This window comes from Pseudomonas sp. VI4.1 (genome assembly GCF_002029345.1).
Lineage (GTDB): Bacteria > Pseudomonadota > Gammaproteobacteria > Pseudomonadales > Pseudomonadaceae > Aquipseudomonas.
This window is the reverse complement of the sequence record NZ_MULM01000183.1, coordinates 70,516-95,669: the sequence shown is the minus strand read 5'-3', so window position 1 is coordinate 95,669 and position 25,154 is coordinate 70,516. Positions and strand designations below refer to the sequence as shown.

Sequence of the window (25,154 nt, the reverse complement as noted above, 5' to 3'; positions counted from 1 at the left end):
TGAAGCGCCCTCTTAGACACACATCAAGGTCTAATAACATTATCATAGTATGATAATAAAAGCACAGCTGAGGCGTGCGAGGTAAAGGCCACCTCGTCGCGATCATTGCCGACGGAGCGTCGATTCTGCATCCGGGCAACCAGGGATCTCTTGCCAGCAAGCCGGTGATGGAGGGAAAAGCGCTTCTACGAACCTAATCGGTGACAAATAAATCCCCGACTATTACAATTTGATTAACATCGACCGTTTTAGGGTAGTGGCAATTCCATGGAAAATAAGACTGCACGACTAACTGTGCTCATTGATCCCGTCAAGAAAAAAGCGCTTGAAGAGCTGTGCGCGTCTCAGGATCTGACGCCCTCTCAGGTCGTTCGTCAGCTTATTCGGGACTATCTGGAGACGCACGGCGTGTCCTACGCCACCAAAAGCAAAACTGCGGCCAATGGCAAGTGATTCATCTGCGCATGAGCGGGCACGACGAATGCCTGCTCATCGCGCCTTCTACTCTGTTGCACCTCATCGCTAGCCCTGGGGCTTGTCGATCTCGGCGTAGCTGCCCAGTGCACCACTGAAGTCAGCATGATAATGCTGTGAGCCGAGTGCCTGAAGAACCCCTGCCTTGTCGAGCTTGCCAAGGACTTTTTCGTTGGCTTCACACAACTTCACGACGATGCTGCGTTTACGCAGCTGCTCAATCACTTCGAGCAGCGTTTGCAAGCCCGTGATATCCATGAACGGCACCCGCTTCAGACGAATAATCAACGTCCCGGGATCGGTGTGCGTCTGAGCCAAAACCCGCTCAAAGGTTTCTGCGGCGCCAAAGAAGAGAGGCCCCTCAATGGTGTAAACCAAAACACCAGGTGGAAGATGTACATGCCCATTCAGGCGCAACTCTGCCTCCAGCTCTTTTTCGACCATTAACTGCACCCCTACAGATGAAGCCATCCGACGCATGAACTGCAGCATGGCGAGAATGACCCCGATATTCACTGCAATCGCCAGGTCGCTGAAAACGGTCAGGCTGAACGTGATCAAAAGGATCGCAACGTCCGCTTTTGGGGCTCGTTTGACCATGCGTTTGAAGTGCTTCAGTTCGCTCATGTTGTAAGCGACCACGAACAAGATCGCGGCCAACGCGCACAGCGGGATATCCGAAGCCAGAGGTGCCAGGAAGAGGATCAATAAAATCAACGTGACAGCGTGCGCAAAACCGGCAATGGGGCTGTTGCCACCGTTGCGGATGTTGGTCGCTGTTCGAGCGATCGCGCCTGTCGCAGCAAAGCCACCAAACAGAGGAGTGACCAGGTTGGCAATGCCTTGTCCGATCAACTCCTGATTGGAGTCATGTTTGGTGCCGGCCATCCCGTCGGCGACAACAGCAGACAACAGCGACTCGATCGCCCCCAGCATCGCGATCGCGAACGCAGGACCAATCAATTCAATGATCTGCGGCAGCGTTATTTCAGGAAGGCCAATGTTGGGCAGTCCTTGAGGAATCCCCCCGAATGCACTCCCGATCGTTGCCACGCCATCGAATTGAAAACAGGCGTGCAACGCCGTCACAACGACCATGGCAATCAGAGGACCGGGAACACGCCTTACGCCGGGTACTTTAGGCGCGAGTATCACCAACAGCAGGCTTAAAAGGGCTAACAGGGTCGTGGGCACATGGAGGCCGGGCAGAGCCTGGACGAGGTGCCAAAGCCGCTCATGAAAATGGTCGCCACCGATTTTCGGCAAGCCCAAAAAGTCTTTCCATTGCCCGACCCAAATGATCACCCCGATGCCGGCGGTGAACCCAACGATCACGGGATCGGGAATGAACTTGATTAGTGCGCCAAGCTTGGTGATGCCGAGCAGCAATAATATTGCACCGGCCATCATCGTCGCGATCTGCAAGCCATCAACGCCATATTTGGCGGTCACACCCGCCAAAATGACAATGAATGCCCCTGTCGGGCCAGCTATCTGAAGACGGCTCCCGCCGAAGAGCGAAACCAAGAGACCCGCGACAATGGCGGTGTAAATCCCTTGCTCAGGTTTGACGCCCGAGGCGATGGCAAATGCCATGGCCAAGGGTAGCGCCACGACGCCGACGATGACCCCCGAGACGATATTTCGAAGCCAATGCTCGCGCCCTAACAAGCCTGCTTTCCAAGCTTCTCGTATCGCAATCATGACTAGCCTCGCTTTGATGGCATGTGCATACTATTTACACGTAGTGATAATAGTAAAGCAATTGGCCTGGCCTCGTACGACACCAGCGACACAGTAGATACAGTGTCGAGAGCGCATAAACATATGCCCGGAGACCCCGAATGAAACGCGAAGACGTCAAAACCAAACACGGTGAAGGCATGCATTTTGACACGCATGTGATAGCCAACCCGGCCAATACGCACGAATGGATCATCCTTTTCAAAAAGGAAGCTGGGAGAAGCTATTTCCTGGTCAATGACAACGAGGAAATCGAGTCATTTGGACAACTCGATGAACTGATCCGCGAGCTTCGAGCGCTGGGTATCAAGTCCGCCGAAGTTCATTTCTGACTGTTCGAAAGACAGCTCGGAACGACACCTGAACTGTTGTCTCAGCGCCTTTGTCATGGCCTGCTCCCCTTTCGCTCCCCGCTATTTTGATCACCGCCTTCATTTGAGCCACGTCCATCACTTCAGCGTCTTGACGCTGGGGACATTCGAGCGCGCAAAAAAATGGCCACACGAGGTGGCCTAAGACGGGTTCAAGCATAGGAGGATCTCTATTGACCAACAGATACAGGCCCACCCTGAAGTCTCAGGGCCAATAGAATGGGTCCGCTGGCTGACAAACCCCTTCATCAGCAGCGTTCAGCCGGCAATGAGATCCTGGTCTGTGGGTCAGGACTTCGTTGCCTCGCATTATAATAGTGTTAACATGCGATTGTAATCAATGTCTAATCAGGTGATCGCATGACTACCGACTTCAAGAAGGCTGCACTGGATTACCACGAATTCCCAACCCCAGGAAAAATCAGCATCGCGCTGACCAAGCCCGCCGACACAGCCGCCCAACTCGCACTGGCCTACAGCCCAGGCGTAGCGGAGCCCGTACGCGAAATTGCGAAGGACCCGGAGAACGCTTACCGCTACACCGGTAAAGGAAATCTGGTGGCCGTGATCACCAACGGCACGGCCATTCTAGGCCTCGGCAATCTGGGCCCCTTGGCCAGCAAGCCGGTCATGGAAGGCAAAGCATTGCTGTTCAAGCGTTTCGCCGGAATCGATTCGATCGATATCGAAGTCAATGCCGAGAGCTCCCAGGCCTTTATCGAGACCGTCGTGCGCATTGCCGACACCTTTGGCGGCATCAACCTGGAAGACATCAAAGCGCCTGAGTGCTTTGAAATCGAAGAAGCACTGATCGAACAGTGCAGCATCCCAGTTTTCCATGACGACCAACACGGTACGGCCATCGTCACGGCCGCCGGCATGCTCAATGCACTTGAGATCCAGGGCAAAACCCTGGGGAATGCGCGAATTGTCTGCCTCGGCGCCGGTGCCGCCGCCACTGCTTGCATGCGCCTGCTGCTTAGTCTCGGCGCTCAGAAAAGCAACCTGTACATGGTCGATCGTGTCGGTGTCATCCACTCCGCTCGGGAAGGCCTCAATCAATACAAAGCACAGTTCGTCAACGACGGTGGCCCTCGTACGCTGATGGAAGCCATGACCGGCGCTGACGTGTTTGTCGGCCTGTCTGGAGCCAATCTCCTCCCGGCAGAAGCATTGGCAGCGATGGCACCTGACCCGATCGTGTTTGCCTGCTCTAACCCGGACCCTGAAATCAGCTACGAGCTGGCCATGGCCACACGTGATGACCTGATCATGGCGACCGGTCGCTCTGATTACCCGAACCAGGTCAATAACGTCCTGGGCTTTCCGTTCATTTTCCGCGGAACGCTGGATGTTCGCGCAACCCGGATCAACGAAGCGATGAAAATTGCGGCGGTGGAAGCCCTGCGCCAATTGGCCAAGGAGCCGACACCGGTGCAAGTGCTGCAAGCATTCAACGTCGATAAACTTGAGTTTGGCCGCGATTACATTCTCCCCAAAGCGCTCGATGCTCGTCTGCTCGGAGCAATAGCCGGTGCTGTGGCCAAGGCCGCTATCGACACCGGCGTTGCAAAGCTGCATTACCCGGAGCACTACCCGCTTTAAGCTTTTGCTCCTCATATGCTTGAGACAACGGTGAATAAATGCCGATCAAATATGTCAGGAGTCTCACCGGGCGAAGGCGTACCACCGCTGCAAACCGACATCTTGGGTTTGCCTTGGCCTTCGTCGCGGGAGCAATCAACGCTGGCGGTTTCCTGGCAGTGCAGCAGTACACCTCACACATGACCGGCATCGTCTCTTCGATGGCAGACAACAGTGTGCTGGGCGCCTACGACCTGGTGCTCAGTGGCACCGGCGCATTGTTGTCTTTTCTGGTTGGGGCTGCGTGCTCTGCGGTCATGGTCAATTACTCCCGACGCAGACGGATGCACAGTGAGTTTGCAGTGCCCCTTCTGGTCGAGGCCTTTCTGCTTATCTGCTTTGGCTTTCTGGGCGCGACTCTCCACAGTGAATGGTTTGTTCGTGTCAGTCACCGTGATGCTCCTGTGCTTCATCATGGGGCTACAAAACGCGGTGATCACCAAAATTTCAAAAGCCGAAATCCGCACGACACACATCACCGGCATCATCACGGACATCGGAATCGAGTTGGGAAAACTCTTTTACTGGAATGCCGCCAGCCCATCGACACACCCAAAAGTTCTCGCCAATCGGACCCGGCTCAAAATACTGATACTGCTGGCGCTGAATTTTTTCTTCGGCGGCGTGGTGGGGGCATTCGGGTTCAAGCACATTGGTTACATCTCAACGGTACCGCTCGCGATGGTTCTGGTGACGCTGGCAATCGTGCCTGCCTTTGATGACGTCAGGCTTTTTGTCCGCCGCGTCATGCGAAAGTGAGCCAATGACTTTTGCTGAGCGCGCCCGCCGCAAAACATTAACATTGTATGGTAATGTTATGCGCATATTCGCGACACCCGTCTCAATCAACCAATCAATACAGCAGGCTGACAAAGCTCTGTTAAGGAAGAGACCATGAGCAGAACAATCGCAATCATCAAGGGCGACGGCATCGGCCCCGAGATCATGCAAGCGACGCTACGCGTACTCGACGCCCTTGACTGCAATCTTCGCTACGACTTCGTTGAGGCCGGCCTGGAGGCGTTGCAGCAACATGGACAGCTGATGCCGCCCGCCTCTATCGATACGATCGCCAAACATGGCATCGCACTTAAAGGCCCGCTGACGACACCGATTGGCCGCGGGTTCTCATCGATCAACGTCCACTTGCGCCGCCATTTCGATCTCTACGCCAATGTCCGACCGGCGATCAGTTTCCCGGGGACCCGTTCGCGCTTCGAAGATATCGACATCATCACGGTGCGCGAAAATACCGAGGGGGCGTACTTACCCGAAGGACAGAGTATTTCCGAAGACGGCGAAGTCGCTTTGGCGAGCATTCGCGTAACACGCACAGCCTCCGAACGCATCGTGCGATACGCGTTCGAGCTGGCTCGTAGCAAAGGCCGCAAGAAAGTTACCGCGGTGCACAAGGCCAATATCATCAAGTCTTGCTCCGGTTTGTTTCTTGAGGTCGCGCGTGAGGTCGCTGCGGACTATCCGGAAATCGAATTCCACGAAATGATCGTCGATAACGCCTGTATGCAGTTGGTAATGAACCCCCATCAATTCGATGTCATTGTCACCACCAACCTGTTTGGCGACATCCTTTCAGACTTGTGCGCAGGCCTGGTGGGTGGATTGGGCTTGGCGCCCGGGTCGAACATCGGTGCCGATGCGGCCATCTTCGAAGCGGTCCACGGCTCGGCACCGGACATCGCTGGCAAGAACATCGCGAACCCTTGTGCATTGTTGTTGGCTGCCGCGGACATGCTTGATTATCTGGGCATGGTGGACAAGGGGACACGCATTCGTACCGCTATCCGCGTTGTCCTGAAAACCGCCCGCGATCAGGTGACACCGGATATGGGGGGAAGCGGAACGACCGAGTCCTTCGCTGACGCCCTGGTAGCCTACTTGCGTGACTAGATAGACGTATTCGCCAGCTCAGTCAGAGCTGGCGTTTTATATCTGTTCCCTCCGGGCCGAGAGCGAAAGGTCCCATGCTGATCACCGTCCAGCCAAAACAAGGGCAACACATTCAATTACTTACTGCCGTTTCCGTTACCGGTTGCCGGCACTGCATACGGGTACATATGTGGAGCTTCTATCCGCTGTTTCAGCGTTGCCGCGTAGTCCTTTGCACCCTGCTCATTGCGGAACTGAATTCGCCGGGTACCTACACACACGGACCATAGATCTTCACTCTGACCAGACAGATGTTCGACCCTGACAGACATGACGACACTCCAAGGAAAAATAATTCACAAATGAATTTCAGCCACCTTGATGCCGATTTCACGCAGCTCATGAATCAAATCATCAAGGTGTCGGAAGGGTTCGATTTCTTCGTTGTCATTGACCAGGAAAAAGCTTCTTCCTGCATCCTTTTTAAAGAAGGCGATCCACTCCTGGGTGTTGGCCGGATTGGCAATCAAATGGGTGTCAAACTGAATGCCTTCAGCGTGTTTGATTTTTACGTCCTCACGTTTCATGCAGCTCTCCAAGCGCTCAAATCTTGCTGTTCTCATGCGTGATTTTGCCTCCCGGCAGTTAAGCAAAAGAGGTCGCCTGCCTGAGGCAAGGTCGAGCAGATTGCCTTTCTATTATCACTGCATGATAATATTATGCACATATGAACCCTCGGAGGCTAGTCATTAGCAGAACCACCGTCTTTCGATTTACCGCGTACGGTTTCTGAATTTTAGGGACGAAAGTCATCATGCGAAAAACAGAAATTAAGCTGTGTGTCCCGCTCAATGCGCCAACACTGGTGCCCGGGCAGCGATTGTGGGTTTGCCTTGAGCAATGCGTCGTCGTCCAGCAGCGAGAAACAAAAATCTATCAGGTTGTTTTTGACTGCAAAGCACCTAAGACAACACGAATTCTTTGGACAGAGGACGAGTGGATTTTCATCGGCAGGCACAAGCAAAATGCTGAAAAAGATCCTTCGCTGGCTACATTTGTATCAACACTGAAAACTGAATAGAGGGCTTCCTGCATAATGCTAAAAATAACTATTGGCGTAGGGCATCAACTGCTTCAAGCCGTTTAATGCCGATTACTTGCAGGGGCGTTTTTAAATAGTCTTTCCAATCAAGCTCACGGCCATTGATCACCGACCATGGAACTCCCATGGAGCACCGATAATTTGCGCGAACAATACGATCTCTACTTTTCGACTTTCATTACCGCCCCGCGCCTCTTGCAAGAGACTCCGTATTCAAAGCATACACCCAAGCAAGGCAGCGTTCTGCTGGAGCACCGGCAGGCATTGATCGCGTAATTCCTGAAGGGTCAAACGTGCGGTAAATGTGCTGACACTCATGGCGGCGACCACTTTACCTTGGGCGTTTCTCACCGGCACCGCCATTGAACGCATCCCCAGTTCGAGCTCTTCATCGGTAAAAGCAAACCCTTCGATCCGTGCCTGCTCGATCCTGTCCATGATCACTTTCGGGTCGACGATCATGTGGGCCGTGGTCGGCGACGGAGGATCAGTCAGGTAGCGGCGGACTTCTTCGTCGCTCAACCCCGCCAACAAGACCTGCCCCGTTGCCGAGCCATAGGCCGGTAGGCGCGCACCCAGGCGTACGCCGGTCGTCACGACTTTTGCCGCCTCGGCACGGGCGACGAATACCGACCAGCCATCTTCGAATACCGCCAAGGAAATCGATTCCCCGAGCGCTTCACGGGCCGACGCCAAATATGGCTGGGCCAGTTGCGGTAGCGGCGCCGCATCCAGATAGGCCGCACCGAGTCGCAAGAACCTGGGCGTGGGCCTGAAGTGCTTGCCGTCATGGGTCAGATAGCCCAGATCCACCAACGTGAGCAGGCAGCGGCGGGCAGCGGCACGGGTGGTGTCGGTCAGTGCCGCCGCGTCCGATACCGTCAATTGCGAGTGCTCCAAACCGAACACTTCGATGATTGCCAGGCCCTTTGCCAGGCCCGACATACCTTCCGGGGCGCGCACAGCTACGCCATCAGCGGACGTATTTTTCTTGACAACCATAATTGTCCAACGCTCTAATTGTTCGAGAAATGAAACAATGTTCGCTATTCGAACAAAAATAAAACCTCATGTCAACCATGTGCTAGTCGGAAAGAACATTTTTCTGCAGCCATGAGGACCTGATCCGGGAGAAAAAATGAACATCATTACTGATCGAGTACCTGAAAACCCCCTGTGGCCCGATGGATTGACCCGTGTGCCCTACTGGGCTTTTCAGAGCGCTGCTGTGTACAAGGATGAACAGACGCGGCTGTTCCAGGGGCCTCACTGGAGTTATCTGTGCCTCGAGGCCGAGATTCCCGAGCCCGGCGACTTCAAGACCAGTTTCATTGGCGAGACCTCGATTGTCGTGACCCGCGACAGCGACGGCGAACTCTATGCCTTCGAGAATCGCTGCGCGCATCGTGGCGCCCTCCTTGCCCTGGAGGACAGTGGTAAAGCCAAAGACTTCACCTGCGTGTATCACGCCTGGAGTTACAACCTGCAAGGCGATCTGACCGGCGTCGCTTTCAAGGATGGCATCAAGGGCAATGGCGGCATGGCGCCTTCGTTCTGCATGGAACAACACGGCCCGCGCAAGCTGCGCGTAGCGACTGTTCACGGCCTGGTGTTCGGCAGCTTCAGCGATGACGTGCCCGATATCGAAGAGTACCTGGGCGAGGAAATCCTCAGCCGTATCGAGCGCGTTCTCGGCGGACGCAAGCCAGTGGTTCTGGGCCGCTTCACCCAGATGCTGCCCAACAACTGGAAGCTGTATATCGAGAACGTCAAAGACTCGTACCACGCCAGTATCCTGCATCTGTTCTTCACCACCTTCGAGATCAACCGCCTGTCCCAGCGCGGCGCGATCATCGTTGATGAGAGCGGCGGACATCACGTCAGCTACTCGGCCATCGACCGTGAAGCCGAACGTCAGGCCGAGCGCGATGCCTCCTATGCAGAACAAAGCATCCGCTCCGACAGCGCTTATCAGTTGCAGGACCCCTCTTTGCTCGAAGGCTTCAGTGAAGTCGGTGATGACGTCACGCTGCAAATCCTGTCGATCTTCCCCTGCTTCGTGCTGCAACAGATCCAGAATTCGGTCGCAGTCCGCCAAGTGCTGCCACGGGGCGTGGAAACGACTCAGCTCAACTGGACCTACCTGGGCTTTGAAGACGACACGCCCGAACAACGACTGACGCGTCTGAAGCAGGCCAACCTTGTCGGTCCCGCTGGCTATATCTCCATGGAAGATGGTTGCGTAGGCGGCTTTGTCCAGCGTGGCATCGCCGGCGCTTCCAATCAGAGCGCCGTGCTGGAAATGGGCGGGACTGACGCCGAATCGAGTGATAGCCGGATTACCGAGGCGTCTATCCGCGGTTTCTGGAAGGCCTATCGCGCGGCCATGGATCTATGAAGAGGGAATCATTCGTGACACATAATATTTTTGCACTGATCAGCCAGACTCAAGCCCTCTACGCCCGCTGCATCGATGAAGGCCCGCTGGAAGCATGGCCGGAGTTTTTCCTGGAGAAGTGCCTGTATACCGTTACTACCGCCGATAACTACCGACAAGGATTGCCCGCTGGCATGATTTGGGCCGACAACCGCGGAATGTTGATTGACCGGGTATCCGCCTTGCGCGACGCCAATATCTACGAGCGGCACAGCTACCGCCATATGCTCAATCAGCCGGTGATCCTGGAGTGCAACGTCAACCTGGTGCGCAGCGAGACGGCATTTCTGGTGCTGCGCATCATGCGCGACGGCACGACCGAGAACTTCGTCTCCGGCCGCTATATCGATTGCTACCGGGTCGACGGCGAAACAGCCATGTTGGCTGAACGAACCGTGGTGTGCGACAGCTCACGCATCGACACGCTGCTGGCGCTGCCGCTATGAGCCTGCCGGCATCGCGAATCCTCTTGAGCATCGGCGACCCCAACGGCATCGGCCCGGAAATCGCTGTCAAAGCCGTCGCGGCTCTGCAGGACGAACCCGAGTTGAATCCGGTCATTGTCGGCGATCGGTTTGTCGTCGAAGCCTATGCGCAGGACGTAGGCCTGCGAGTCAAAGAGACTGACGGCACCGCACCGGCAGAAGCGGGAGTGATCCACCTGCTGCCCGTACATAGTCTGGCATCCGAGGCTTTCGTGCCTGGTCAAGTGAATGCCGCGGCAGGGGCTGCCACGGTGGATTATTTGTCTGCCGCGGTGGTGGGTCTGAGCCTGGGCCGGGCACGCGGCATTGTCGCGTGCCCGCATTCCGAGACGGCGATCAATGCCGCCGGGATCGATTTTTCCGGTTACCCAAACCTGCTGGCCAGACTGGTAGGCGTCGAGTCCGACCGTGTGTTTCTGATGCTGATCGGTGCGGGGATGCGGATCGTTCACGTCACCTTGCACGAGCGCCTGGCCGATTCACTGGCCAGGCTGACGCCCGAATTGGTGGTGGCCGCAGGTCATGCAGCCGTTTCTGCACTCCACGCGCTGGGCATCGATGCTCCGCGCATTGGCGTCTTCGGCATTAATCCTCATGCTGGTGAAAACGGCCTGTTCGGCCGGGACGATCAGCAGATAACTGTCCCAGCCGTCGAGCACCTGCGGCAGGCGGGTATCGATGCCCATGGGCCGGTCGGCGCCGATCTGATGCTTGGCCAAAATGGCTATGACGCCTTTATTGCCATGTATCACGACCAGGGTCACATCCCGATCAAACTGCTGGCCGGGCGTACCGCCTCGGCGCTGTCCATCGGTGCCGGCCTGATCTTTTCCAGCGTGGGCCACGGCTCGGCATTCGATATCGCCGGTAAAGACCTCGCCGATCCCGAAGCGGTGATCCGCGCGCTGCGCCTGGTAGGTGGCGCGGCGCTTTCCAGCCAGGAGGTTTGGGCATGACGTTCGACGTAACAATCTCTGGATCGGACATTGTCTTTCCCTGCGAGCCCGACGAGACAGTGCTGGATGCTGCCGAGCGGGCGGGGTTTTCGATCCCCTACTCCTGCCGCAAGGGCGTGTGCTCGACCTGCGAAGGCGGCTTGATCGCCGGGCAATTGCAAGTGCGCGGACAAGGGCTCGCACGCGGGCCTGCCACGGGGGTGCTGCTGTGTCAGGCGCGCCCGTGCTCGTCGGTGGAAATCGCCCCCAAACGCATCGTTCAACGCGCGGCGCCGGTGCGCAAGGTCATCACCACCAAGGTCCATCGCCTCACTCGCCCCAACGCCGATGTCGTGGTTCTGCACCTGCGCTTCCCTCCGGGTGTGCGCGCCAAATTCCAGGCCGGTCAATACCTGAAAGTGTTGATGGCGGATGGCGACAGCCGTAACTACTCCATGGCCAATGCGCCGCATGAGAGCGATGGCGTGCAACTGCATATTCGCCATGTTCCCGGAGGGCGCTTTTCCGAGGGCGTGCTGGCGGGGTTGAAAAAAGGCGACACGCTCAACGTCGAACTGCCCTATGGCGAATTTTCACTGGACGAAGAAGTCGACCATCCAGTCATCCTGCTGGGCACCGGTACGGGTATGGCGCCGCTCAAATCCATCATCGAAGACCAGATCAAACGCGCAGGCTCAAGACCCATGCACCTGTTCTGGGGAGCACGCAGCAGCGACGACCTGTATCTGGGCGACCTGCCGGCACAATGGTCCAGGCGCCTGCCGGGGTTTTGCTTCACCCCGGTGCTTTCCGAGCCCGAGCCCGGCTGGTCCGGCCGTACCGGTTGGGTGCACCGCGCGGTTCTCGAGGATTACCCCGACCTGGGCGCCTATCAAGTGTATGCCTGCGGTAATCCGGTCATGACAACTGCGGCGCTCAATGACCTGACTGCCGAAGGCCAGTTATCGCCCGATGCATTCTTCTGCGACGCCTTCGTACCCTCTGGAGAGATCCAGCCGCCTTCATAGGCGGCTTTTTCTCCGCCTGCGTGCACGCAATAAAAACAAAAAAGGCCAAAATGGCCATGAGGAAAAACCATGTTGCCCGAATCAAAGCCCTTGCAGCTTCCGCAGTTCGTGGATGAACGACCCGTGAGTCCGTTTCAGTACGTGGTCATCATTCTGTGCGGTCTTGTCATGTTCCTCGATGGGTTCGATACCCAGGCCATTAGTTACATGGCGCCTTATATAGCCAGTGAATGGAACCTGCCCAGGCAGATGCTGGGACCGATATTTTCTTCGTCACTCGCAGGTTTGATGATCGGCTATCTGGTGCTTACCCCGCTGTCCGAACGCTTTGGGCATAAGAAAGCAATCATCGTCAGCACCATTGTCTTCAGCCTTTGCACCCTGGCATCGGTATGGGCCGACAACGTGACCGAGCTGATGATCCTGCGCTTTATCACCGGGGTCGGCCTGGGTGCCGCAGCCCCAAGCGCGATCGCCATGACCGGCGAATACAGCCCCAAACGCTTTCGTGCAACCTTTGTCCTGGCTATTTACTGCGGGTTTTCCCTCGGGTTCATCGCGGCGGGCCTGGCGGCGAACTGGTTCATTCCCCACTACGGCTGGCGCTCGATGTTCTGGATCGGAGCCCTGGCGCCCTTGATGCTGGTCCCCGTACTGATTCGTTTCCTGCCGGAATCCATGGTGTTCATGATCCAGCGCAAGGTAGCAGCCGAGCGAATCCTGAGAATTTTCCGAAAAATAGACCCCGCCGTTGCCCGACAGGAGAAGCCGACATTCATCGTCGACGCCCTCGAGCAAGGACAAGGGCAATGTGGAGCACTCGCCAGTCTGTTCACCCGAGATCGGGTATTGGGCACCGTACTGTTATGGCTGGTGTTCGCGATTAACCTGGGTGAGTTCTACGCCTTGCAAAGCTGGTTGCCATCCATCATGACGGGACTCAACTACCCAATGAGCACCGTGGTGATGGCTACCACCCTGACCACCGTGGGCGGTATCGCGGCGGCGTTCATTACCGGCCCCTCCATGGACCGGTTGGGCGCCTACAAAACCCTGGGTATTCTTTATCTCGTAGGATTCGTGTGCGTTGCATTGACCGGTCTGGCGTTCAAAAGCCCGCTATGGATGCTGTTGACCGCCAACTTCCTCGCAGGCTGCTGCATCAGCGGCGGGCAAAAAAGCCTCATCGCCCTGGCGGCGGTTTTCTACCCGGCGCCGATACGTTCGACCGGAGTCGGTTGGGCATTGGGCATCGGGCGGATCGGCGGGATTAGTGGCCCCATCGTGGTCGGCGCAGCCTTGGGTATGGGCTGGTCACCCTCGGCAGTTTTCTATGCCATGGCCGTGCCGATGTTGATCGCCGGGTTACTCGTCCTGTTTCTCGGTCGACGATACGGCAACAACGCGCTTTAAAACACCAACGAGACAACTCGACACTTCATTGAAAGCTCGCCAAGGGATGAATAAGGATTTACGTCCCTTGAAAACAACCCACTCTTTATTCAACGCAAACGCAGAGCGCTTCTTGCGAAAGCAGCGAAACGTTTAATACGGATCAACATCGACGCGAATTCAACTTCATGTCGAGGCATCCCCGCGCGTGTCTACCTGCCCTATGAACAATAAAAAACAGGAGTCTTCTGATGTTCAGCACACCACTGAAGCGTTACTCGTTCCACTTGCCGATCATTATGGCCCTCGGCCAAACGGTCCCGTCGACCGCTCAGGCCCAAGAGATTCAGGCCACGCCGCCCTCGCCCCTCGAGGTATCCCGCCCTATGCGTCCAGGACCTGCGCGTTGGGTGGAGGATTATCGCTTCCTCGATAATCCGGCAAAACGCACGGACCCGTTCGATGCATTACGTTTTCAGCGCCTGTCGGACTCTGCCTGGCTGCAGACCGGCGCGGAACTGCGTTATCGCGCCGATGCGGCGGACCAACCGGTATTCGGCCTGCGCGGAGTAAAGGACGACTCTTATTTAATGCAACGTGCGCAAGTACATGTCGACCTGCACTTATTCGACGACAGCCTGCGCACCTTTATCCAATTACAAAATACTCGGACATGGGGCAAGGACTTGCCCAGCCCTTCCGATCAGAGCCGTAATGAAATACACCAGGCCTTTATCGACGGCAATCTTCATTACCAGAGCGGCACATTGACCACGCGGGTCGGTCGGCAGGAGATGGCTTACGGTAATCAGGTACTGGTGACCTATCGCGAAATCCCCAACATACGGCAGGCATTCGATGGTGTGCGCCTGAGCTGGGTTGCAAAGGATGGTTACAAGCTGGATGCGTTCGCCACCCGACCCGTGGTCAGCAGAGACAATGGCTCGTTCAACGACCCAAGCAATCATCAGCAACAGTTCTACGGGCTCTATGGCACCCTGCCCCTGTCCAGCGTGTTGAAAGCCGATCTGTACGCCTTTGGCCTGGAAACAGAGCAGCGCAAGCTCGACGGTTTTACCGGAGAGGACAATCGCTACACCTTCGGCACGCGGTTGTTCGGCACATGGAATAAATTCGACTGGAGCTGGGATCTGATGAAACAGGTGGGCCATATGGCCAGCGCCGACATCGACGCCTGGGCGGTTTCCAGCGACAGCGGTTATACCTTTGCGGGTCCCTGGAAAGCGCGTCTGGGTTGGCGCGTCGATGCCGCGAGCGGTGATAAGGATGGCGATCACAAGGCCGGTACTTTCGACCCGTTGTTTCCCAAGAACGCCTTCTACGGCCAGGCCAGCCTGACAACGTTGTCGAACATCATTCTGGTAGGCCCGACACTCAGGTTCTCTCCCCTCAACAAGTTCCGTTTCGAACCGGGCATATTTGCTGCCTGGCGAGAAAACAACGATGACGGCGTCTATTTGCCCGGCATGACCACAGCGCCAGGAACAACCGCCAGCAGCGGAAAACGCCTGGGCACCCTGTATCAGGCCAACGCCAATTGGACGCCGACCGCTAACGTTTCCGTTGACCTTGATTATTTGTTCTACGACATCGGTTCGGCGATCAAAAGCGCCGGCGGCAACAACTCGCAAATACTGGTGCTGCGCTCTACGTTTCGCTTTTAGGCATCAAGCACATCCGACAGGAACGCTGCTCGGCAATCCATTAAATTTGCCGTCGACAAAGACGTTGACTGCGCACACCCGATTGGTATCGATGTAATCGTCGAGGCTTTCCGACAGTAAGGTGGTTTGGCCTCGATATTCACCTTGAATACAAGCGTTTTAATGGATCACCCTCCAATCAACTGATACGGTTTTTTTTCGATAATCTGAGCCTTTTTCGTCAACCAACAGTCTATAAAGTGCATGCTCGATGTTCTTTCAAACAACAAAATAGCAGCCAACTAGTTTTGGCTCTTGGACACACTGACGCGCTCGAGAATTCAGACCCCTCCCAGGATCAACAATAGAACCCCGCTTATCAGAAAGAAATGGGATAAATAACTATTCACTTGATTTGGAGATGGCCGTTGTGCGAAAGCTTGGCTTGGGCTTCCTGGTTACTGGCGTTTTGGGGCAACTATCAGCACTACTATGGACCTACACGTCCACGGGACCCATTTGTCAAAATAACGTCGACAATTCATACATCCAGCAAAAAGTGAAAAAGTTCGAACAACTACTCGATGACACCGCTAATAAAGTTGCGACAGAGCTCAGTACAAAGCATTCCGATGGGCTCGCGCCTTTTGCGAAAAACGAATACCGCATCCCCGATTCAACGGAGGCTGACGCCGTACGGTTTTCGATCGAAAAGCCAGACGAAGCATCAGTATTTACGCTGCCTTCATTGCCCATACAGGCACACAAATGGCCGATTATTCTTAGCGGTCTGATCACTTTTACCTGCCTGCTCTCGGCACTCTTCGCCCGCAAAAAAGCCGTTGATCCGCAATGGCACGTCTTTCACACCGTGCGAGGATCGCTAATCACGCTAGAACGCCCGTGTTTGACCTGCGGCGGCTTCATTTCCAACGCTGCAAAAGCCGCTTCAGCCACGCCTTCATCCGGTCTGTGGGTGATCGAAATTGCGTTGAACACACCAAGCCGCCATCGCGCCAGAAAAGCCATTCAGCAGCTGGGGTTGCCGGTTGCGCGTAAAGAAAACAACTTTGTCGTCATCGGCCCGTATAAACAGAAGCAGGACGCGGCTCGAGTCGTGAAAGAGCTGAGTAAACTTCATGGCGTTAGAGGATGGATAATGGCGGGAAATTGACATAGCCCGATTTAGCACTGGGCCAACCTCGAACAAACGGCTACTTGTTTGACACAAGAAAGCATTCATGACCGCAAAACAACTTAGAGCCGAATTCGCCCTGAAGAAATGCCTGACCGCCAACTTATGGATCAGTTTCAACTAAGCAAACTGAACTACGGCCTCGATGATTAGACGCTACAACTTTCGTAGCCTATACAAGCCGCCAGCTTTCAAGATGAAAGACTAACTTCATCGGCGGGAGCATTGCCCAATACCCCCCGCCCTCCTCTCGGTTCAAACCGTCGCATAACTATCCACTACCCTCCGGTACTGGCTGGGAGAGGCGCCGATGTGTTGCTGAAAAAACCGCGTGAAATGACCTTGCTCGGAGAACCCGAGGTTCTCCGACAACAGGCCCAACGTCCCACTGCGCTCGCGCTCCAGCCAGGCGAAAGCCCGGCGCATGCGCGCGTCGTTGAGCAACAGGGTCGGCGTCATGCCGGTATCTTTCTTGAATAGCGCAAAGAAGTGCGCCCGAGACAGACCACAAGCCCGCGCGGCGTTGTCGATCGGGTTCGGATCATCGAAGTGCTCAAGCAACCAGGCGATGCCACGGCGCACACGTGCGTCCCGGTACTCAGCTGAGCTCGGCGCACCCAATAGCGACAAATGCCGCCAGCTGGAAAAGTCCTCGATCAGTTCGATCAGGAAGTCGAACAGCATGAATTCCATGCGCTCTTTCGGCACAATCCCGCAGCCATGCGCTTCGGCGACCAGGATGTCGGCCAAGGTGCGATTACGACTCGACAGCTCGATACACGACTGGGCAAAAAAGTCCGGCCGAGCGCTGAGCGCCAGCGACTGCTGGGCAGTGGCCAGCCAGGCAGGCTCGATGTAGAGCGCCAGGATTACAGTGGCAGCGGCACCCGGCTGCGGATCGTAGAAATGCGGCTCCCAGGCGTTGACCAGCACCGCCGTGCGATCGCTGAGCGGCACCCGCCGCCCGTTGACGTTGAAGTAAGTGTCTTCACCGGACACTTTGACCAGCACATGGCATTCGGAATGGGTGTGGGTAACCAGCGAACGATCCATGTTCAGCAAGGCGACCCGGCCAAACCTGCCGTGGAAAACCCGTTGGGCAATCGACATCAGATTCCTCCGCTCGCTTGAAGCGATATTGTTATCGACCACAATGCATATCATCGGGGCGTCTATCTATTTCTCAACCCCGGCGATCGCGCTATGGTTCAGCAACACTTGGCTGGCCACTATCGCGCGCGAATGACCGAGCGTCTATCTCGACTTTCGCAGCCCCCACGCTCGTCGGAAAAGCCGACTCACTTCAACAAGTTCCGTTTCGAACCGGGCATATTTGCTGCCTGGCGAGAAAGCAACGATGACGGCGTCTATTTGCCCGGCATGACCACAGCGCCCGGAACAACCGCCAGCAGCGGAAAACGCCTGGGCACCCTGTATCAGGCCAACGCCAATTGGACGCCGACCGCTAACGTTTCCGTTGACCTTGATTATTTGTTCTCCGACATCGGTTCGGCGATCAAAAGCGCCGGCGGCAACAACTCGCAAATACTGGTGCTGCGCTCTACGTTTCGCTTTTAGGCATCAAGGTCATCCGACACGCCACTACCGCGGTTACGGCATCAACCGATAACCGCGGCGGCGCCCGCCATGGACATCGACGCAACAGCCTTACCAGAGCGGCAGGCTGTAGCTGACGATCAGGCGATTCTCGTCGATGTCACTGGCAAAGCTCGAACGATAAGTCGCGTTGCGCCATTTGATGCCGACGTTTTTCAGCGCGCCACTCTGGATCACATAGCCGATGTCGGTATTACGTTCCCACTCCTTGCCGGTTCCCGAAGCTACTCCCAGGTCGACCTGGTCGCCTTTTACATAACGGGTCATGAAGGTCAGGCCGGGAATGCCGAGGCCGGCGAAGTTGAAGTCGTAACGGGCTTGCAGGGAGCGCTCGTCCTGATTGCCGAAGTCGTTGATTTGCAGGAGGTTGACCAGGTACGGATCGGTGCCCTGAACGTTGGCGAAACCGGTGTCGCCGCTCATTTTCTGGTAGCTGAGACCGAAGGCGTGCGCGCCCAGTGAATAGGTGAACATGGCGCCGAGCATTTGGTTGTCGACATTGCTGCTGCCGTCATCGGTCGATCGGGCCCAACGAAGATCGGATTTCAGCGCCTGCCCCTCGGCAATGGGCAACACATGCATCACCGTCAGATAATGCTGCTTGTACAGGTCGTTCAACTGCGCGTAGTGGTAGCCAGTACTCAGCGTCTTGCTCCACATGTAATTGCCACCGAGAAAGTCGAACTGGTCGGTGGTGGCCCTCGCCCCGGTTACGATGTTGCGCCTGGGGCCTTTCATGACTGTCATGTCTTCGCGGTTGGTCGAGTCGCGCTGGCTCACCTGGGTGAGGCGACCGGCGTCGAAGGTCAGACCCGCGAGGTCCGTCGAGTTCAGCCAGCCACCCTGGAAGGTCTGCGGCAGCAGCCGTGTATCGTTGGGCTGCAATACCGGCAGCTTGGGAATCAGGGTCCCTGCCTTGAGGGTGGACTTGGAGACCCGGAGCTTGGCAGTCAGGCCAAGCTCGCTGTTGTCATCGGGTGCCCTCCTCGACTCGGCGCCGCGCGGTAGCAGACCGGTGGCGCCCGCGCGATCCGGGCTCGAATCCAGCTTGATGCCGAGCAGACCAAGCGCATCGACCCCCACGCCCACCGGTCCTTCGGTGTAGCCGGATTCGTAGCGCAACAGGAAGCCTTGCGCCCACTCCTCGCCCTTGTTTTGTGGGGCCGCTGGCTGGCGGAAGTCTCGGTTCATATAGAAATTGCGCATGTCCAGACTGGCCTTGCTGTCCGCAAGGAACTCAGCCGAAGCGGATGAACAAACGCCGAAAGCCCCAGTAAGGCCGGACAGCAGAAAAGCTTGGGTGGGACGAAGTACGTGCATAGCTCTCTCTTCTTGTTAGGTGGTAAATCGGCGATCCCAAACGGCACTACGTCGAGATACCCGGCGAACCGACAGGCATCAGCATCTGCGGATGAGGCCTTAAATCGCCTGGGTGGTACTGCAACCGTTCAGCAGACGCTGGATGCCCAGCGGGTTGGCATTCCTCAACGCCTGCGGCAGTAGCGCGTCCGGGTAGTTCTGGTAGCACACCGGGCGCAGGAAGCGGTCGATGGCCAGCGTACCGACGGAGGTGCCGCGCGCATCCGAGGTGGCGGGATAAGGCCCGCCGTGCACCATGGCGTCGCACACCTCGACGCCGGTCGGGTAGCCGTTGAGCAGTAACCGGCCGGCCTTCTGCTCCAGCACCGGCACCAGTTCGGCGAATGCAGCCAAGTCGACTGGCTCGGCAATCAGGGTCGCGGTGAGCTGACCGTGCAGGCCATGCAGCGCCTTGATCAACTCGGCCTTGTCAGCCACTTCGACCAGTACGGTAGTCGGTCCGAAAACCTCTTCCTGGAGCAACTCGTCGTCATCCAGCAACAGGCTGACATCAGCCTGGAACAACTGCGGCCTGGCTTGCTCACCTTCCTGCGCCTGGCCCCCCAGATGCTTGATGGCCTTGTGCGAATGAAGTGCCGCCAGCCCCTTCTCGTAGCTGTGCAGGGTGCCGGCATTGAGCATGGTTTGCGCTGGCTGATCGCCCATCAAGCCGGCAAGTTTTTCAATAAAGCTGGAGAACTCTGGCGAGCGAATGCCGATCACCAGACCGGGGTTGGTGCAGAACTGGCCACAGCCCATGACCACCGAAGCGGCCAGCTCGTTGGCCACGCTGGCACCACGCTGCTTGAGCGCTTCGGGTAGCACCAGAACCGGGTTGATGCTGGACATCTCGGCGAACACCGGAATCGGCTGCGGCCTCGCCGCGGCCATGTCGCACAGCGCGCGACCGCCTTTGAGCGAGCCGGTGAAACCAACGGCCTGGATCGCCGGGTGTTTAACCAGTGCCTCGCCAACGCCTGCGCCGTAGATCATGTTGAACACGCCTTTGGGCATGCCGGTCTGTTCCGCGGCACGGATGATGGCATCGGCCACGCACTCGGCGGTCGCCATATGGCCACTGTGCGCCTTGAACACCACCGGACAACCGGCAGCCAGGGCGGCGGCGGTATCACCACCTGCCGTGGAGAATGCCAGCGGGAAGTTGCTGGCACCGAATACAGCCACCGGGCCGACGCCCATCTTGCACTGACGCAGATCGACACGCGGCAGCGGCTTGCGATCGGGTTCGCCAGGTCGATACGGGCACCGTAGAAATCGCCACGGCGCAACACGTTTGCAAACAGCCGCATCTGGCCGCTGGTACGGCCACGCTCACCCTGGATACGGCCGGCAGGCAGCGCGGTTTCGCGGGTTACCAGGGAAACGAAGTCATCACCCAGTGCATCCAGTTCGTCGGCAATAGCGTCGAGAAACGCCGCACGCTTGACAGCCGGCAGTGCACGAAAGGTGGGATAAGCCGAAGCGGCGGCCAGGGCAGCCGCATCGACTTCGGCGGGGCTCGCTTGGACGAAGTCATAGGGTAACCGCTCGCCAGAGGTCGCATCGTAGCTGTGCAGATAGACGCCGCTTTCACCGCGACGTGTACCGCCAGTGTAGTTATGGCCGAGAATTTTCATGGGTGTCTCCTCGCTCAAAAGGCAGGGATACCGAAACCACCGGGCCGTCGTGATCGCCGCCGACACTGTCCGCGTCTGCAACGTCACTCGACCTGGATGAGGCATCCAGTTGAATTTTTTTTGCACAACATCGCGCAAGCCCGAACAGGCCTACGGAAACCGGAATTTCAGTCTCGAACGTCCTTCAATCGATCGGGATGGCCGCATCTCTGGTAGCCAGCCGCAAGGCATGTTCACGCAGTTCGACTTTGCGCACCTTGCCAGTTGCCGTCTTGCTCAAGTCCCCCACGATGACCCGCGTCGGCACCTTGTAATGGGCCAGGCAGGAACGGCAATGGGCGATGAGTTCCGCTTCGCCGATGCTCGCGTCAGGGCTCGTCTCGACAAAGGCACAGGGGGTCTCGCCCCACTTGGCATGGGGCATGGCAACCACCGCCGCGGTACGGACAGCCGGATGGCGGTAAAGCACTTCCTCGACCTCGACCGAACTGATGTTCTCACCACCTGAAATGATGATGTCCTTAGCCCTGTCTCTGATCTGGATGTAGCCGTCCTCATGCACAACGGCAAGATCGCCGGAATGAAACCAGCCACCCAAAAAGGCCTCGGCGGTGGCCTGCGGATCCTTCAGGTAGCCCATCATCGTCATGTTGCCGCGGAACATCACTTCGCCAATGCTGCGGCCATCGCGCGGCACCGGCGTGAAGTCCTCGGGGTCCAGGACCGCCATATCTTCCTGAGCCGTATAACGCACGCCTTGTCGACCTTTGCGTTCGGTCAGCAAGTCGGTGGAAAGCTCGCTCCATTCCTGGTGCTCGGCACATACCACAGCGGGACCGTAGACCTCCGTCAGACCGTATATCTGCAAAAGATCGATGCCCATTCGATGCAACGCCGCAATCACCGGCAGTTGGGGCGGAGCGCCACCGATCAGGCCATGAACACGGTGGCTGATCCCGACTTTCCACTCCTTTGGCGCATGGGCCAGCATGGCGTGCACCACTGGCGCGCCGCAGTAATGGGTAACACCGTGTTGTCGAATCATCGACAGCACGCGTTGCGGTTCACAGCGGCGAAGACACACGTGAGTGCCGGCGTTGACCGCCATGGTCCAGACGAAGCCCCAGCCATTGCAATGGAACATGGGCAGGGTCCACAAGAAGATGGAGTGCCGCGGCATTTGCCAGTCGAGCATATTTGAAAGCGCCGCCAGATAAGCCCCCCGATGGTGATAAACCACCCCCTTGGGACGCCCTGTGGTGCCCGAGGTGTAGTTCAGGGCAATCGGCTGCCACTCGTCCACAGGTTCCTGCCAATGCTCGTCTGTAGAAGCCGCGCCGATGAACGCCTCGTAGTCGAGCTCACCCAGACGCTCGCCGCCCGGCCCCTCGCTGTCATCGATGTCGATCACCCTTGGCCGGTGCTCCAAAAGTGCCAGCGCCTGGCCGACGGCGCTCGCGTATTCGGTGTCGCTGATCACGAGCCGGGCTTCGCAATGCATCAGGATGTAGGCGATTGCCGCAGGATCGAGCCGGGTGTTGACCGTGCACAAGACCGCGCCACACATCGGTACGCCGAAATGCGCCTCGATCATCTCCGGGGTGTTGGCGGCGATCAATACCACCGTATCGCCACGGCCAATGCCCGCGGCCTTGAGCGCAGATGACAGGCGGCAGACCCGGTCGTAGGTCTCGGACCAGTTGTATCGACGCGCACCATGGATAACCGCCAGCCGCTGCGGATATACCTGGGCGGTGCGGGCTATGAAGCCCAGCGGCGTGAGAGGCCGGTAGTTGACCGGACTTTGCTCAAGGCCGAGGTCATAAGGATTGGAGCCTGGCATGCTGATTTTCCCCGAAGAAAGCTGAACGACCGGCTCCCCAACGGAACCGGCACAGGCTGCAGGACGCGTTTAGCTCAGCACTTGCCTGGAAATGATCATGCGTTGGATTTCGGAAGTGCCTTCGACGATCTCCAATACCTTGGCGTCGCCGAAAGCGCGTGCGACCGGGTATTCAGTCATGATGCCGTTGCCGCCATGGATCTGGATCGCCTGGTGAGCCGCCTCCATCGCCCTCTCGGTAGCGAAGAGCTTGGCCATGGACGCCTCGACATCACATGACAAACCGGCGTCCTTGCGCGAGGCCGCGTCGTAGAGCATCAGGCGGGCGGCGTGGGCATGGGTGGCCATGTCGGCGACCTTGAACTGCAGCGCCTGAAAATGTTCGAGCCGCTTGCCGAAGGCGCTGCGATCCTTCAAGTAGGCGACCGAGCGTTCCATGGAGCCTTGCAGAATACCCAGCCCCAGCGCACCGATCAGGATGCGCCCGGTGCTTATGTTGCCCAGGGTCTGCTTGAGCCCCGCGCCTTGTTCGCCGAGTAGATGGTCGGCCGGCAGCACGCAATCTTCGAAGAACAGCTCATAAGTGGTCGATCCGCGCCAACCGATCTTCTGCAGCTTGCGCCCCAGACTGAAACCGGCGGTATCGGACGGCAGGATAAAGTTGGAGATTTCCTTGCGCCCGTCGTCCCGCGTGCCGGTAACGGCTGCGATCACGATCGGACCGGTGATGTCGGTACCCGAATTGGTAATGAAGGTCTTGGAACCATTGATGATCCACTGACCGTCTCGCAGAACGGCACGGGTCTGGATATTGGCGGCGTCCGAGCCTGCATTCGGCTCGGTCAGCCCAATGCAGCCGACCTGCGTCCCGTCGATGATGGGGCGCAAGTAACGCTCCTTCTGCGCAGGAGTGCCATAGTTGTTGATCAGGCTGGCGGGCGTGGAATTGGCCATCATGGACGATGCCACAGCCGCGTCTACCCGGGCGATTTCCTCCAGCACAATGGTAAAGCCAAGCCAGTCCCCGCCACCGCCACCGTGCTCCTCCGGGTAGGGAAGGCCGAGGAAGCCCAACTCTCCGGCCTGCTTCCAGACCTGATAGGCAAACTCCTGCTCCTCCCAAAGGCGTTCGGAGACCGGTGCAATCTCCTGCTCGGCGAACCGCCTGACGGCATCGCGAATCATTACATGTTGCTCATTCATCAGTAAGACTCCTCGAGCATCCGCAGGTAGTCCTCTGCGGTGGCAGGACGGGGGTTGGTGGCGTGGCAGTGGTCTTTGAGGGCGGCCTGGGCAATCTCTGGCAGCGCAGCCCGGTTCAGGCCCATCGCGCCAAGGCTCACGGGCAGACCCAGGCGGGCGGTCAACCGGGCAATGGCTTCATCCGGGGCGACGCCTGCACTCAGTCCCATGGCTTGGGCCAACGCCTCGTACTTGGCACCGACGGCTGGCCGGTTGAAACGCATGACTGCCGGCAGCAGCACCGCATTGAGGGTGCCATGGTGCAAGGAAATGCCGGGCACGGCCCCCAGGGGATGGGACAGGGCATGCACCGCTCCCAGTCCTTTCTGAAACGCCATCGCGCCTTCAGTCGCCGCCATCATCATGTTCCAGCGCGCCTCCCGGTCACTGCCATCGATCGTCGCGCGCTCGATATTGGCCATGCCCCGACGCAAACCATCCAGGGCAATGGCCTCGGCCGGCGGGTTGATGGCAGGCGCCAGGAAGGTCTCGATGCAGTGGGCGATCGCATCCATGCCGGTAGCCGCTGTCAACATCGGCGGCAGGCCCAACGTCAGATCCGGGTCGCAAATGGCCACTTTAGGCATCAGATAAGGGCTCAACAGGCCAAGCTTGCGCCCGGACTTCATCACGATAACGCCGGCCCGCCCTACTTCGCTGCCGGTCCCTGCCGTCGTGGGAATCGCCACCAGTGGCGCGACTTTATCGGTGATTCGCCCGACACCGCCATCCACCACGGAATACTGCTGCAGCGGCGCAGGATGGGTGGCCAGAAGCGCCGTCGCTTTGCCCAGATCGATCGGCGATCCGCCACCCAGGGCAACGATGCCATCGCAGTCATTGTCCTTGAACATCGCAGTAGCGGCGACGACCGCCTCCTCGGTGGGATTGGCTGGCGTCTGGTCGAAGATCGCGGCGGGAGGCGAGGCCAGGGTCCCGAGTACGCGATCAAGCAGCCCGGCAGCGCGCACGCCCTGGTCGGTGACGATCAAGGGCCGCCGTATGCCCAGGCGATCAAGCTCGGACGGCAATAGCTCGATTGCGCCCTGTTCGAATTGGATGGTGGTCAAATAGTTGATAACAGCCATAGCGTGGAATC

The 25,154-nt window shown here is 57.7% G+C and carries 21 protein-coding genes and 3 pseudogenes; 15 read left to right on the top strand and 9 right to left on the bottom strand.

Features of this window, described 5'->3' with window-relative positions; all coding sequences use genetic code 11:
- Positions 1–80: 80 nt before the first annotated feature.
- Positions 81–188: pseudogene (locus BZ163_RS36170) on the top strand (hypothetical protein); the annotation flags it as partial.
- A 79-nt stretch (positions 189–267) separates the two neighbouring features.
- Positions 268–453 carry a ribbon-helix-helix protein, CopG family gene (locus tag BZ163_RS31390; RefSeq protein WP_045060687.1) on the top strand — a complete coding sequence of 62 codons (186 nt, stop codon included), beginning with the start codon at positions 268–270 and terminating at the stop codon, positions 451–453.
- A 69-nt stretch (positions 454–522) separates the two neighbouring features.
- On the opposite strand, the gene BZ163_RS31385 is transcribed toward BZ163_RS31390, so the two are convergent.
- Positions 523–2,178 carry a SulP family inorganic anion transporter gene (locus tag BZ163_RS31385; RefSeq protein WP_128874160.1) on the bottom strand — a complete coding sequence of 552 codons (1,656 nt, stop codon included), beginning with the start codon at positions 2,176–2,178 and terminating at the stop codon, positions 523–525.
- Positions 2,179–2,318: 140 nt separating this feature from the next.
- On the opposite strand from BZ163_RS31385, the gene BZ163_RS31380 reads away from it, so the two are divergent.
- From BZ163_RS31380 to BZ163_RS31365, 4 genes and pseudogenes are all read left to right on the top strand, one after another.
- Entirely contained in the window at positions 2,319–2,549 is a 231-nt protein-coding gene (locus BZ163_RS31380; protein WP_128874159.1) for a hypothetical protein, read from the top strand.
- Positions 2,550–2,948: 399 nt separating this feature from the next.
- Positions 2,949–4,193 (top strand): malic enzyme-like NAD(P)-binding protein, encoded by a 1,245-nt coding sequence (locus BZ163_RS31375; RefSeq protein WP_128874158.1) that lies wholly within the window; start codon positions 2,949–2,951, stop codon positions 4,191–4,193.
- A gap of 38 nt (positions 4,194–4,231) precedes the next feature.
- Positions 4,232–4,964 (top strand): annotated as a pseudogene (locus BZ163_RS31370) (YoaK family protein); the annotation flags it as partial.
- Between the two features lie 162 nt (positions 4,965–5,126).
- Positions 5,127–6,140, top strand: coding sequence for an isocitrate dehydrogenase (locus BZ163_RS31365; protein WP_128874157.1), 1,014 nt, complete (start codon positions 5,127–5,129; stop codon positions 6,138–6,140).
- Positions 6,141–6,475: 335 nt separating this feature from the next.
- Here BZ163_RS31365 and BZ163_RS31355 read toward each other — a convergent pair whose 3' ends face one another.
- On the bottom strand, positions 6,476–6,706 hold the full coding sequence (locus BZ163_RS31355; RefSeq protein WP_128874155.1) for a hypothetical protein: 231 nt from the start codon (positions 6,704–6,706) through the stop codon (positions 6,476–6,478).
- A gap of 227 nt (positions 6,707–6,933) precedes the next feature.
- On the opposite strand from BZ163_RS31355, the gene BZ163_RS31350 reads away from it, so the two are divergent.
- Positions 6,934–7,200 (top strand): hypothetical protein, encoded by a 267-nt coding sequence (locus tag BZ163_RS31350; RefSeq protein ID WP_128874154.1) that lies wholly within the window; start codon positions 6,934–6,936, stop codon positions 7,198–7,200.
- 234 nt (positions 7,201–7,434) lie between these two features.
- On the opposite strand, the gene BZ163_RS31345 is transcribed toward BZ163_RS31350, so the two are convergent.
- Positions 7,435–8,223 (bottom strand): IclR family transcriptional regulator C-terminal domain-containing protein, encoded by a 789-nt coding sequence (locus BZ163_RS31345; RefSeq protein ID WP_128874153.1) that lies wholly within the window; start codon positions 8,221–8,223, stop codon positions 7,435–7,437.
- A gap of 136 nt (positions 8,224–8,359) precedes the next feature.
- On the opposite strand from BZ163_RS31345, the gene BZ163_RS31340 reads away from it, so the two are divergent.
- The 7 genes from BZ163_RS31340 to BZ163_RS31310 all read left to right on the top strand — a co-directional run bounded on the left by BZ163_RS31340 (position 8,360) and on the right by BZ163_RS31310 (position 16,336).
- A complete protein-coding gene (locus BZ163_RS31340) occupies positions 8,360–9,619 on the top strand; it encodes an aromatic ring-hydroxylating dioxygenase subunit alpha (protein ID WP_128874152.1) in 1,260 nt (419 codons plus the stop codon).
- A gap of 14 nt (positions 9,620–9,633) precedes the next feature.
- Positions 9,634–10,104 (top strand): aromatic-ring-hydroxylating dioxygenase subunit beta, encoded by a 471-nt coding sequence (locus BZ163_RS31335; RefSeq protein ID WP_128874151.1) that lies wholly within the window; start codon positions 9,634–9,636, stop codon positions 10,102–10,104.
- Positions 10,101–11,099, top strand: coding sequence for a PdxA family protein (locus BZ163_RS31330; RefSeq protein WP_128874150.1), 999 nt, complete (start codon positions 10,101–10,103; stop codon positions 11,097–11,099). Before BZ163_RS31335 ends, BZ163_RS31330 begins: the two co-directional genes overlap by 4 nt.
- The gene (locus tag BZ163_RS31325; RefSeq protein ID WP_128874149.1) at positions 11,096–12,106 is read left to right on the top strand and encodes a 2Fe-2S iron-sulfur cluster-binding protein; all 1,011 of its coding nucleotides are present in this window, start codon (positions 11,096–11,098) and stop codon (positions 12,104–12,106) included. Before BZ163_RS31330 ends, BZ163_RS31325 begins: the two co-directional genes overlap by 4 nt.
- 69 nt (positions 12,107–12,175) lie before the next feature.
- The gene (locus BZ163_RS31320) at positions 12,176–13,519 is read left to right on the top strand and encodes an MFS transporter (protein ID WP_128874148.1); all 1,344 of its coding nucleotides are present in this window, start codon (positions 12,176–12,178) and stop codon (positions 13,517–13,519) included.
- 230 nt (positions 13,520–13,749) lie between these two features.
- A complete protein-coding gene (locus BZ163_RS31315) occupies positions 13,750–15,183 on the top strand; it encodes an alginate export family protein (protein WP_128874147.1) in 1,434 nt (477 codons plus the stop codon).
- A gap of 400 nt (positions 15,184–15,583) precedes the next feature.
- Complete coding sequence (locus BZ163_RS31310) at positions 15,584–16,336, top strand: SPOR domain-containing protein (RefSeq protein WP_256579178.1); 753 nt, start codon at positions 15,584–15,586, stop codon at positions 16,334–16,336.
- 276 nt (positions 16,337–16,612) lie between these two features.
- On the opposite strand, the gene BZ163_RS31305 is transcribed toward BZ163_RS31310, so the two are convergent.
- A complete protein-coding gene (locus BZ163_RS31305; RefSeq protein WP_128874146.1) occupies positions 16,613–17,467 on the bottom strand; it encodes a helix-turn-helix transcriptional regulator in 855 nt (284 codons plus the stop codon).
- Positions 17,468–17,560: 93 nt separating this feature from the next.
- Between BZ163_RS31305 and BZ163_RS31300 the strand changes: the two genes are divergently transcribed.
- Entirely contained in the window at positions 17,561–17,935 is a 375-nt protein-coding gene (locus tag BZ163_RS31300; RefSeq protein WP_256579177.1) for an alginate export family protein, read from the top strand.
- A gap of 90 nt (positions 17,936–18,025) precedes the next feature.
- Here the strand turns inward: BZ163_RS31300 and BZ163_RS31295 are convergent, their stop codons facing one another.
- The 5 genes and pseudogenes from BZ163_RS31295 to BZ163_RS31275 all read right to left on the bottom strand — a co-directional run bounded on the left by BZ163_RS31295 (position 18,026) and on the right by BZ163_RS31275 (position 25,143).
- Entirely contained in the window at positions 18,026–19,294 is a 1,269-nt protein-coding gene (locus tag BZ163_RS31295) for an OprD family porin (protein ID WP_128874145.1), read from the bottom strand.
- A gap of 99 nt (positions 19,295–19,393) precedes the next feature.
- A pseudogene (locus tag BZ163_RS31290) lies at positions 19,394–20,970 on the bottom strand (aldehyde dehydrogenase (NADP(+))).
- Positions 20,971–21,154: 184 nt separating this feature from the next.
- Positions 21,155–22,813 carry an acyl-CoA synthetase gene (locus tag BZ163_RS31285; protein WP_083348745.1) on the bottom strand — a complete coding sequence of 553 codons (1,659 nt, stop codon included), beginning with the start codon at positions 22,811–22,813 and terminating at the stop codon, positions 21,155–21,157.
- Positions 22,814–22,882: 69 nt separating this feature from the next.
- A complete protein-coding gene (locus BZ163_RS31280; protein WP_069556827.1) occupies positions 22,883–24,016 on the bottom strand; it encodes an acyl-CoA dehydrogenase family protein in 1,134 nt (377 codons plus the stop codon).
- Positions 24,016–25,143, bottom strand: coding sequence for an iron-containing alcohol dehydrogenase (locus BZ163_RS31275; RefSeq protein WP_083348744.1), 1,128 nt, complete (start codon positions 25,141–25,143; stop codon positions 24,016–24,018). Before BZ163_RS31275 ends, BZ163_RS31280 begins: the two co-directional genes overlap by 1 nt.
- Between the last annotated feature and the right edge of the window lie 11 nt (positions 25,144–25,154).

Excerpts from the sequence above, each read along its gene's own strand:
- BZ163_RS31375 (WP_128874158.1), top strand. The coding sequence starts at position 2,949 with ATGACTACCGACTTCAAGAAGGCTGCACTGGATTACCACGAATTCCCA.
- BZ163_RS31275 (WP_083348744.1), bottom strand. The coding sequence starts at position 25,143 with ATGGCTGTTATCAACTATTTGACCACCATCCAATTCGAACAGGGCGCA.
- BZ163_RS31355 (WP_128874155.1), bottom strand. The coding sequence starts at position 6,706 with ATGAAACGTGAGGACGTAAAAATCAAACACGCTGAAGGCATTCAGTTT.
- BZ163_RS31300 (WP_256579177.1), top strand. The coding sequence starts at position 17,561 with ATGGTTCAGCAACACTTGGCTGGCCACTATCGCGCGCGAATGACCGAG.
- BZ163_RS31315 (WP_128874147.1), top strand. The coding sequence starts at position 13,750 with ATGTTCAGCACACCACTGAAGCGTTACTCGTTCCACTTGCCGATCATT.
- BZ163_RS31330 (WP_128874150.1), top strand. The coding sequence starts at position 10,101 with ATGAGCCTGCCGGCATCGCGAATCCTCTTGAGCATCGGCGACCCCAAC.
- BZ163_RS31385 (WP_128874160.1), bottom strand. The coding sequence starts at position 2,178 with ATGATTGCGATACGAGAAGCTTGGAAAGCAGGCTTGTTAGGGCGCGAG.
- BZ163_RS31390 (WP_045060687.1), top strand. The coding sequence starts at position 268 with ATGGAAAATAAGACTGCACGACTAACTGTGCTCATTGATCCCGTCAAG.
- BZ163_RS31310 (WP_256579178.1), top strand. The coding sequence starts at position 15,584 with ATGGCCGTTGTGCGAAAGCTTGGCTTGGGCTTCCTGGTTACTGGCGTT.
- BZ163_RS31380 (WP_128874159.1), top strand. The coding sequence starts at position 2,319 with ATGAAACGCGAAGACGTCAAAACCAAACACGGTGAAGGCATGCATTTT.
- BZ163_RS31325 (WP_128874149.1), top strand. The coding sequence starts at position 11,096 with ATGACGTTCGACGTAACAATCTCTGGATCGGACATTGTCTTTCCCTGC.
- BZ163_RS31350 (WP_128874154.1), top strand. The coding sequence starts at position 6,934 with ATGCGAAAAACAGAAATTAAGCTGTGTGTCCCGCTCAATGCGCCAACA.
- BZ163_RS31280 (WP_069556827.1), bottom strand. The coding sequence starts at position 24,016 with ATGAATGAGCAACATGTAATGATTCGCGATGCCGTCAGGCGGTTCGCC.
- BZ163_RS31365 (WP_128874157.1), top strand. The coding sequence starts at position 5,127 with ATGAGCAGAACAATCGCAATCATCAAGGGCGACGGCATCGGCCCCGAG.
- BZ163_RS31320 (WP_128874148.1), top strand. The coding sequence starts at position 12,176 with ATGTTGCCCGAATCAAAGCCCTTGCAGCTTCCGCAGTTCGTGGATGAA.
- BZ163_RS31345 (WP_128874153.1), bottom strand. The coding sequence starts at position 8,223 with ATGGTTGTCAAGAAAAATACGTCCGCTGATGGCGTAGCTGTGCGCGCC.
- BZ163_RS31340 (WP_128874152.1), top strand. The coding sequence starts at position 8,360 with ATGAACATCATTACTGATCGAGTACCTGAAAACCCCCTGTGGCCCGAT.
- BZ163_RS31285 (WP_083348745.1), bottom strand. The coding sequence starts at position 22,813 with ATGCCAGGCTCCAATCCTTATGACCTCGGCCTTGAGCAAAGTCCGGTC.
- BZ163_RS31295 (WP_128874145.1), bottom strand. The coding sequence starts at position 19,294 with ATGCACGTACTTCGTCCCACCCAAGCTTTTCTGCTGTCCGGCCTTACT.
- BZ163_RS31305 (WP_128874146.1), bottom strand. The coding sequence starts at position 17,467 with ATGTCGATTGCCCAACGGGTTTTCCACGGCAGGTTTGGCCGGGTCGCC.